Genomic DNA, 9,372 nt, shown 5'->3' with positions numbered 1-9,372 from the left:
CGGCCGTACGCCGAGGGCCCCAGCCCCGCCACCACCCGCAGCACATGTCCCACCGCCGCGTCCCCGATCGCGTGCGTGGCCGTCCCCACTCCGGCCCGGTGCAGATGCCGTACGGCGGCCCCGTACGCCTCGGGATCCGGCCAGAACGCCGCCGTACCCTGCCCGTGGCAGTCCGCGTGCTCCAGCCATGCGGTACCGCCCTCGACCGTGCCGTCCATGAAGAACTTGACCCCGGCGACCCGCCAGTGCCGCCCGCCCCGCCCCTGCGACGCGACCAGCTCCTCCAGCCCGTCCTCGGACACCCCCGGCATGCACCACGGGGCGAACCGCAGCCTGACCGGCAGCACGGTCTCCAGCGCCACCGACTCGACGAGCTCCGGATCGCCCGCGTCCATGACGTGCGCCCCGGTCAGCCCGGTCGCCGCCATCGCCGACAGCAGCTCCACCAGCCGGGAGCGCCGGGCGGCGTAAGACGCCCGGGGCACGACGCCGACCAGGAGATCCATCGCGGCGTGTTCCACGAGATGGCCGGTGGGCCGTCCGGAGGCGTCGCAGACCACCTCCGAGCGCTGAGCGAAGGCCCGCGGACCCGTCACACCGGCCGCCGCGAGCGCCGCGCCGGTCACCAGCGCCGAGTGACCGTCGTACAGACGCAGGAAGGCCGGCGCACCTCCGAGGACGTCCTCGACGAGCGCGCGGTCGACGGGCCGCCCCTCGAACGCGTTGTGGTCGAGGCCGAAGCCCACGACCCACCCGTCGGTCCGCTCGGCCCCGGCGAGGGCCGCCCGCAGCCCCGCCAGGTCCCTCACCCCCGACAGATCGACCCCGGTCGCCATGTCCAGCCCCCACACCGGGTGACTGTGCGCGTCGACCAGCCCGGGCACGAGGTGCGCCCCGTCCAGGGACACGACCTCGCTGCCGGGCCCGCGCCACTCGCGTACGTCCCTCTCGTCACCGACCGCCACGATCACCCCGTCGCGCACGGCGACGGCGGTGGCGTGGGGCCGTCCGGGGTCGAGGGTACGGACCTTGGCGCCGGTGAGGATCAGGTCGGGGGTTGCCATGGGGCGATGAACTCCTTGGTCCGACGGAACTATTCGACGGGCTCGGCGCCGAAGTCGGCGTACACCTGCGCCCGCCGCCGACGCAGCCACCACGCGAGGACCAGCCCCACGACGAACACCGCCGGCGCCGTACCGATCAGGACCGTGTTGACAGTGCTGGACGCGCCGGTGAACAGGTCGATGTGGGTGATGACGAGCCCTATCGCGGTCGCGAGCAGCACCGCCGCGAGAACCGGCGCGACGACCGTGCGCAGGACGCCCTCCTGGTGGCTGACCCGGCGGAAGTAGCAGGGCACGGCGATCGCGACGAGGAGCTGGAGGACGAACAGGCCGATCATGCCCGGGGTGTTCACCCACAGCAGCAGCTGCTGGTACGGGTCGGCGTGCGCCGCCCAGAAGGCCACGACCACGACCGCGCCGAGGACGGTCTGGGCGATCCCGGCGACGTACGGCGAGCGGTGCCGGGGGTGGACACGGCCCAGCGCCTTCGGCAGGACGCCCTCCTCGGCGAGCGCGAGGGCGTACCGGTTGATCGCGTTGTGGAAGGCGAGCAGCGAGGCGATGACACTCGTGACGATGAAGACGTGCATCAGGTCGGCCGCCCAGGAACCGACATACGTGGTGATGGCGGAGAAGAACAGCCCGCCGGGGTCCTTGGCGGCCGCCGCGATGACCTGGCCGTCGCCGAAGGCCTGGATGACGATCCAGACCATGAAGGCGTAGAAGAGGCCGAGGAAGGCGATGGCCACGTAGGTGGCGCGCGGGATGGTGCGGTTCGGGTCTCGGGCCTCGCGGCGGTAGATGACGGTCGACTCGAAGCCGGTGAACGCGGCGAAGGCGAAGGCCAGGACCACCGCCGTACCGGAGACGAGGACGTGTCCCGGGGCGAAGGATGCGCCCGACAGGCCGTGTGCGCCGCCCTTGACCAGCACCCCGCCGGCCAGCAGCACCAGGATGCCGGTCTCGGCCGCCAGGAGCACGCCCAGCACCTTGGCGCCGAAGTCGATCGAGCGGAAGCCGCCGTAGCCGATGAGGAGCAGTCCGGCGAGGGAGATCGGCAGCCAGGGGACGTCGGTGCCGAAGAGGGCGTGCAGGGTGTCCTTGGTGGCGGAGGCGAGGAGGCCGTAGACGCCGATCTCCATGCCGTTGTAGCCGAGCAGGGCGAGCAGGGCGGCGCCGATGCCGACGGCGGGGCCGAGACCGCGGGTGATGTAGGCGTAGAAGGCGCCGCCGCTCTTCACGTGCCGGCTCATGGTGGTGAAGCCGACGGCGAAGACGGCGAGCGTGATGCCGGCGATGAGATAGCCGGCGGGGGCGCCGATGCCGCCGAGCAGGATCGCGAGCGGGGCGACGCCTGCCATGACGGTGAGCGGGGCGGCGGCGGACACCACGAAGAACGCGATGTCGGCGGTGCCGAGGGAGCCGGAGCGGAGCGTCGCGGTGCCGGGTGGCGTGCTCTCCGCGGAGGCATCGGGGGTGGTGACGGACATGGGCGAAGCCCTTCGAGCGCGGCGGACGGGGAGGGTTCCGGGCGTGCGGGGTGGCCGGCGTTCCCGGAGCACGACGTGGTCCGGGCCCGTAAATCTAAAGGCTTTCGGTTTCGGCAATGTAGCCTCCTCCTGGGCATCCGGGAAGCCCCATCTCGCACCTTTGGGGGAACACAGACATGGGACGGCCGCGCACACCGCTCCTCGACCGTGAGCGCATCACCACCACGGCGCTGGAACTCGTGGACGAGCAGGGCGACTTCAGCGTGCCGCAGATCGCGAAGCGGCTCGGCGCGCAGACCGGCTCGGTGTATCACCATGTGGACGGCCGGGACGGCATCGTGGAGCTGCTGCGCGAACGGGTCGCCTCCGCGATCGACCCGGGGACGCTGGACGTGACGCCGTGGGACACGGCACTGGAGGCCTGGGCCCGCTCCTACCGCGCCGCCTTCGCCGCCCACCCGAAGGCGATCCCGCTGCTGATGACATCACCCGTACGAGCGCCCCGGGTCCTGGAGCAGTACGAGCGCGCGGTCACCCTTCTGCTGGACGCGGGCTTCGCCGCGGCCGAGGTGATGCCCCTGCTCATCGCCCTGGAGAACCTGGTCCTGGGCTCGGCCCTGGACCTGGCGGCACCGGAGACGATGTGGGAGCTGTCCGAGGAGGTGCCGACCCCCCGGCTGGCGGAGGCCCTGGCCGCAGTGGGCGAGGGCCGGGCGGACCGGGCGTTCGAGGTGGGCCTCGCCGGGTTCCTGGAGCACACTCGACACTTGCTGGCCAACGGCGCGTGAAGCTTTTTAGGGGCGCGGGGAACTGCGCGACAAGCCCCCACGCACCCGCACGAAGCTACGCACCATAGAACAGCGCCTCCACCACCCCCCGAGCCCGACGCGCCGTCCGCCGGTACGCGTCCAGCATGTCCCCCACATGCCCGTCCGCGTACCCCAAGTACCGCCCCACGGCGGCCAGTTCCCGCCCCCCGGAGGGAAACGTGTCGCCCGGCCTCCCGCGCACCAGCATCACCGCGTTGCGCACCCGCGTGGCCAGTACCCACGCCTCGTCGAGGATGGACGCGTCCTCCGGCGAGATGAGCCCGGCCTCCCGCGCGGCGGCGAGCGCCTCCCGGGTCCGGGTCGTCCGCAGCCCCGACTCGGCCCGCCCGTGCTGGAGTTGCAGCAGCTGCACGGTCCACTCCACGTCGGACAGACCGCCCGGCCCCAGCTTGGTGTGCAGCTTCGGGTCGGCTCCGCGCGGCAGCCGCTCCGACTCCATACGGGCCTTCAGCCGCCGGATCTCCCGGACGGCGTCGTCGCCGAGTCCGCCCGCCGGATACCGCAGCGGATCGATCAGCTCGACGAACCGCCGCCCCAACTCCTCGTCCCCGGCGACCGGTTCGGCCCGCAACAGCGCCTGTGACTCCCAGACGAGCGACCACCGGCGGTAGTACGCCTCGTATGACTTGAGTGTGCGCACCATCGGCCCCGACTTGCCCTCGGGCCGCAGGTCGGCGTCGATGAGCAGCGGCGGGTCCGCGCTCGGGATCTGCAGCAGCCTTCGCATCTCGGAGACCACCCTGTTCGCCGCGTCGGAGGCCTCCCGCTCCTCCACGCCCTCGCGCGGCTCGTGCACGAACAGGACGTCCGCGTCGGAGCCGTAGCCCAGTTCGTGGCCGCCGAAGCGGCCCATGCCGATGATCGCGAACCGGGTGGGCAGGGTGTCGCCCCAGCTGTCCCGCACCACCGCGCGCAGGGTGCCCGCGAGGGTGGCCGCCGTCAGGTCGGAGACCGCGGCGCCGACCCGGTCCACCAGGGCGCCCTGGTCGGCCTCGGCGGGCTGTGTCTCGGTGCCGTAGGAGCCGACGATGTCGGCGGCGGCCGTACGGAACAGCTCGCGGCGGCGGACACCGCGGGCCGCGGTGACGCCCTGGGCCGCGCCGTCCGCGCGGCCGACCGCGGCGAGTATCTCCTGCTCCAGATGGTCCCGTCCGCGCGGCTCCAGCCCCCCGCCGCCGTCCCCGTCCCCGAGCAGCGCGACCGCCTCCGGTGCCCGCATCAGCAGGTCGGGGGCGAGCCGTCCGGCGGACAGCACGCGCGCGAGGTTCTCGGCGGCGGCGCCCTCGTCCCGCAGCAGGCGCAGATACCAGGGGGTCTTGCCCAACGCGTCCGACACCTTGCGGAAGTTGAGCAGGCCGGCGTCCGGGTCGGCGGAGTCCGCGAACCAGCCGAGCAGAACGGGCAGCAGGGTGCGCTGGATGGCGGCCTTGCGGGTGACCCCGGAGGCCAGCGCCTCCAGGTGGCGCAGCGCGGCCGCCGGGTCGGCGTAGCCGAGCGCGACCAGCCGCTCGCGGGCCGCCTTGGGGCTCAACCGGGCTTCTCCGGGCGCGAGTTGGGCGACCGCGTCGAGGAGTGGCCGGTAGAAGAGCTTCTCGTGCAGCCGTCGTACGACCGCCGCGTGCCGGCGCCATTCGCGGTTCAGGGCGACGACCGGGTCGGTGCGCAGCCCCAGGGAGCGGCCGAGGCGGCGCTGGTCGGCCTCGTCCTCGGGGACCAGGTGGGTGCGTCGCAGCCGGTAGAGCTGGATGCGGTGTTCCATGGAGCGCAGGAAGCGATAGGCGTCGTCGAGCTGGACGGCGTCCTCCCGGCCGACATAGCCGCCCGCCGCCAGCGCCTGGAGCGCGTCGAGGGTCGTGCCGCTCCTGAGTGACGTGTCCGCCCGTCCGTGCACCAACTGCAGCAGCTGGACGGCGAATTCGACGTCCCTGAGGCCGCCGGGGCCGAGCTTCAGCTCGCGGTCGATCTCGGCGACCGGGATGTTCTCCACCACCCGGCGGCGCATCTTCTGCACGTCGGTGACGAAGTTCTCCCGCTCGGCGGCCTGCCAGACGAGGGGTTCGAGGGCGGCGACGTAGGCCTCGCCGAGCTCGGTGTCGCCGGCCACCGGGCGGGCCTTGAGCAGGGCCTGGAACTCCCAGGTCTTCGCCCAGCGCTGGTAGTAGGCGAGATGGCTGGAGAGGGTGCGCACCAGGGGGCCATTGCGGCCCTCGGGACGCAGGTTGGCGTCGACGGGCCAGATGGAGCCCTCGACGGTGGTCTCCGAGCACACCCGCATCATGTGCGAGGCCAGCCTGGTGGCGGACCGCAGCGCCTTGCCCTCGTCGGCGCCCTCGACGGCCTCCCCGACGAAGATGACGTCGACGTCGGAGACGTAGTTGAGTTCGTGGCCGCCGCACTTGCCCATCGCGATGACCGCGAGGCGGCACAGCGCGGCGTCGTCGGGGGCGGCGGCGCGGGCGATGGCGAGCGCGGCGCGCAGGGTGGCGGTGGCGAGGTCGGCCAGCTCGGCGGCCGTCTCGGCGACGTCGGTCGTGCCGCACACGTCCCGGGCCGCGATGGACAGCAGACAGCGGCGGTAGGCGACGCGCAGCGACACCGGGTCGGTCGCCTCCGCGAGGCCGCGCTCGAACTCCTCCACCCCCGGGTGCAGGTCCCGCGGTTCGTAGGTGACCAGCGCGTGCCAGTCGCGCGGGTGCCGGGTGAGGTGGTCGGCGAGCGCGGCGGAGGCGCCGAGGACGCCGAGCAGCCGGTCCCGGAGCGGCTTGGCCGCTATCAGGGTGTCGAGCAGCTCCCGGCGCGCCGTGGGAGCGGGCTGCGCTTCGAGCAGTCGTACGAGACCGTGCAGCGCGAGGTCGGGGTCGGCGGTGGCGCCCAGGGCGTCCAGCAGCACCGGGTCGTTGCGCACGGGCATGAGTTCGGCGCTGTCCAGGAGCCGCTCGGCGGCGGAGGGGTCGGTGAAGCCGTGCCGCAGCAGCCGAGTGAAGGTACTGCTCCTGCGCCCCGGCGCCGTCATCCCAGACCTCCCTCGGATCAGATTCGTACTGGCCAGAGCCTAACCGGAGCCACTGACACAGGCCCCCGGGCGTGCGGCGCCGAGTTCTCGCTCGGGCGCGCCGCGCAATCCTGTGGCGCCTCCTGGCGATATGGGCTTCGGTAGAAGGGAGCCGTCACGGCAGACGCACGACCGACGCACGACCGACGCACGACCGACGCACGACCGACGTTCGACGAAGGAGTCGTTCCATGGACATGAGTCTCGAAGTGATCCTGCTGCCCGTCTCCGACGTGGACCGGGCCAAGGAGTTCTACCGGGACAAGGTCGGCTTCCATGTGGATCTCGACGGCGAGGTGATGGAGGGCGTGCGGATCGTGCAGCTCACGCCGCCCGGCTCGGGCTGTTCGATCGCGCTCGTGGACGGCCTGCAGGTGCCGACGGGGACGCCCCGGCCGGGCACGTACCACGGCATGCAGCTGTGCGTGACGGACGCCAAGGCGGCGTACGACGAGCTGACCGCGCGCGGGCTTGAGGTGACCGAACCGCAGCAGTTCGCACCGCAGGACGGGGCCACCTTCATGTACTTCAAGGACCCCGACGGCAACGGCTGGGCGATCCAGGAGTACCGGCGCCGGGCCACCGAGCCGCTCCACCAGGTGCTGGCCCAGCTGGCGGCCGAGCGGCAGTAGTTCACCCGCTCTTCACCCACCCGGTTGGGCGACGTGGGCCCCGGGAATGTTGGCGTGTGCATGCTCTGTCCGCACCGCCAGCCCCGCCCTTCCCCCTCCGGAGGTTGATGTGTCCGGCAGTACCGCAAGTCCTGCCCGTCCCCGGGCCCGCCGCGGCCGGGCCGCGCTCGCGTCCGCGGTCGCCTTCACGGCCGCGGCCGTCGGCCTGTGGACCGGCCTCGGCGGTTCCTCGTCCGCGGCCTCGGCCGCTGCCTCGGCCGTGCCGACCCCGGACCACGTGGTCGTCGTGGTCATGGAGAACCACGCCTACAGCCAGGTCATCGGCTCCTCCAGCGCCCCGTACATCAACTCGCTGAAGACCGGCGGCGCCAACCTGACCCAGTCGTACGCGATCACCCATCCGAGCCAGCCGAACTACTACGCGCTGTTCTCCGGGTCCACGCAGGGCGTCACCGACGACAGCTGCGTCACCCCGGGCTTCTCCTCCGCCGCCAACCTGGCCTCCGAGGCGATCGCCGCGGGCCGCACCTGGGCCAGCTACAACGAGTCGCTGCCCAGCCAGGGCTCGACCACGTGCAGCAGCGGCAACTACGCGCAGAAGCACAACCCGTGGTTCGGCTTCAAGAACGTGCCGACCTCCAGCGCGAAGACGTTCGCGCAGTTCCCCACGGACTACTCGACGCTGCCGCAGATCTCCTTCGTCACCCCCAACCTGTGCAGCGACATGCACGACTGCTCGGTGTCCACCGGCGACACCTGGCTGAAGAACAACCTGGGCGGCTACGCCACCTGGGCCAAGACCCACAACAGCCTGCTCGTCGTCACCTTCGACGAGGACAACCGCCTCTCCGGCAACCGCATCCCGACGGTCCTGTACGGCCAGCCGGTCACCGCGGGTTCGTCCACCTCCACCACCTACAACCACTACGACCTGCTGCGCACCCTCGAGGACACCCAGGGCCTGTCCGCGCACGCGGGCAACGCGGCCTCCGCCAAGGACATCACCGGCATCTGGGCGTCCTGAGGTGTACGTAGCGGACAGCCGCGCGAGCAAGCCGGCGTCCGCGGAGGGCGCCGCCCGGCCCACACCGGCCGGGCGGCGCCGTGCCGCGGTCGCGCCCACCGTCCTCGCGCTCGGCACGGTCAGCCTGATCACGGACGTCTCCTCGGAGATGGTGACGGCCGTCCTCCCCCTGTACCTGGTGGCGGGCCTCGGCCTGTCCCCGCTCGGTTTCGGGCTCCTGGACGGCATCTACAACGGCTTCTCGGCGCTCGTACGCCTGGCCGGCGGCCATCTGGCCGACCGGGGCGGCGGCCGCCACAAATGGGTGGCGGGCCTCGGTTACGGCATCTCGGCCCTCTGCAAGCCCCTCCTGCTGCTGGCCCACTCCCTCACCCCCATCGGCCTGGTCCTGGCCGCCGACCGCACGGGCAAGGGCCTGCGTACGGCCCCGCGCGACGCGCTGATCTCCCTGTCCTCCACGCCCGAGACCCGGGGCCGCGCCTTCGGTGTGCACCGCGCGATGGACACGGCCGGCGCCCTGCTCGGCCCGCTGGCGGCGTTCCTGATCCTGCGGGCCACGGTGGACGGCTACGACGCGGTGTTCACGGTGAGCTTCTGCGTGGCGGTGGCCGGGGTGCTGGTCCTGGTGCTGTTCGTACCGGGATCGTCGTCCGCGCCGGCGATCGAGACGGCCGTACGCCCCACGCTGCGCGCCGCGGTCGGGCTGCTCCGCCACCGGGACGTCCGCCGCATCACCGTCTGCGCGCTGCTGCTGGGCCTGGCGACGGTGAGCGACTCCTTCGTGTACCTGCTCCTGCAACGCCGTCTCGGCGTCCCCGACCGCTGGTTCGCGCTCCTCCCCCTCGGCACGGCGGCGGCGTTCCTGCTGCTGGCGGTGCCGCTGGGCCGGCTGGCCGACCGGGTGGGCAGCCGGCGGGTCTTCCTGGCCGGCCACGGCGCCCTGCTGCTCGCCTACGCCCTCCTGCTCACCTCCTGGCACGGCACGTTCCTGCCGTACGCGGTGCTGCTCCTGCACGGCACCTTCTACGCGGCGACCGACGGCGTTCTGATGGCGGCGGCCTCCGACAGCGTCCCGGAGGCCCTGCGCTCGTCCGGCCTCGCGGTGGTGCAGACGGGTCAGGCCCTGGCCCGTTTCGCCTGCTCGCTGGGGTTCGGCGCGGCCTGGTCCCTGTGGGGCGACCGCACGGCGCTGCTCGCGTCGACGGTGGCGCTGCTGCTGTGCGCGACCGTGTCCCTGGCCTTCCTCCGTCCCACGGCACGGGAGAAAGCCCGATGACACC

7 protein-coding genes are annotated in these 9,372 nt (G+C 72.6%); 4 read left to right on the top strand and 3 right to left on the bottom strand.

The window, feature by feature from the left end:
• Both GRC12_RS16480 and GRC12_RS16475 read right to left on the bottom strand, forming a co-directional pair.
• Positions 1-1,064, bottom strand: a 1,064-nt coding sequence (locus GRC12_RS16480; RefSeq protein ID WP_208780042.1) for an amidohydrolase, incomplete at its 3' end; no start/stop codon positions are given.
• Positions 1,065-1,093: 29 nt separating this feature from the next.
• Positions 1,094-2,554: an APC family permease gene (locus GRC12_RS16475; protein ID WP_208780041.1), complete on the bottom strand. Its 1,461-nt coding sequence runs from the start codon at positions 2,552-2,554 to the stop codon at positions 1,094-1,096.
• 176 nt (positions 2,555-2,730) lie between these two features.
• Here GRC12_RS16475 and GRC12_RS16470 point away from each other — a divergent pair, with 176 nt between their 5' ends.
• Positions 2,731-3,342 carry a TetR/AcrR family transcriptional regulator C-terminal domain-containing protein gene (locus tag GRC12_RS16470; RefSeq protein WP_208780040.1) on the top strand — a complete coding sequence of 204 codons (612 nt, stop codon included), beginning with the start codon at positions 2,731-2,733 and terminating at the stop codon, positions 3,340-3,342.
• Between the two features lie 55 nt (positions 3,343-3,397).
• Here GRC12_RS16470 and GRC12_RS16465 read toward each other — a convergent pair whose 3' ends face one another.
• Entirely contained in the window at positions 3,398-6,397 is a 3,000-nt protein-coding gene (locus GRC12_RS16465) for a bifunctional [glutamine synthetase] adenylyltransferase/[glutamine synthetase]-adenylyl-L-tyrosine phosphorylase (RefSeq protein ID WP_208780039.1), read from the bottom strand.
• A gap of 230 nt (positions 6,398-6,627) precedes the next feature.
• On the opposite strand from GRC12_RS16465, the gene GRC12_RS16460 reads away from it, so the two are divergent.
• The 3 genes from GRC12_RS16460 to GRC12_RS16450 all read left to right on the top strand — a co-directional run bounded on the left by GRC12_RS16460 (position 6,628) and on the right by GRC12_RS16450 (position 9,368).
• Positions 6,628-7,068, top strand: coding sequence for a VOC family protein (locus GRC12_RS16460; protein ID WP_133042993.1), 441 nt, complete (start codon positions 6,628-6,630; stop codon positions 7,066-7,068).
• Positions 7,069-7,177: 109 nt separating this feature from the next.
• Entirely contained in the window at positions 7,178-8,092 is a 915-nt protein-coding gene (locus GRC12_RS16455; protein ID WP_308286561.1) for an alkaline phosphatase family protein, read from the top strand.
• Between the two features lies 1 nt (position 8,093).
• Positions 8,094-9,368 carry an MFS transporter gene (locus GRC12_RS16450; protein ID WP_208780037.1) on the top strand — a complete coding sequence of 425 codons (1,275 nt, stop codon included), beginning with the start codon at positions 8,094-8,096 and terminating at the stop codon, positions 9,366-9,368.
• The last annotated feature ends 4 nt before the right edge of the window (positions 9,369-9,372 follow it).

This window comes from Streptomyces griseorubiginosus, from assembly GCF_017614965.1.
In the GTDB taxonomy this organism is placed as follows: Bacteria; Actinomycetota; Actinomycetes; order Streptomycetales; family Streptomycetaceae; genus Streptomyces; species Streptomyces griseorubiginosus_B.
The sequence above is the reverse complement of the archived record's forward strand: the minus strand, read 5'-3'. Positions and strand labels throughout refer to the sequence as shown.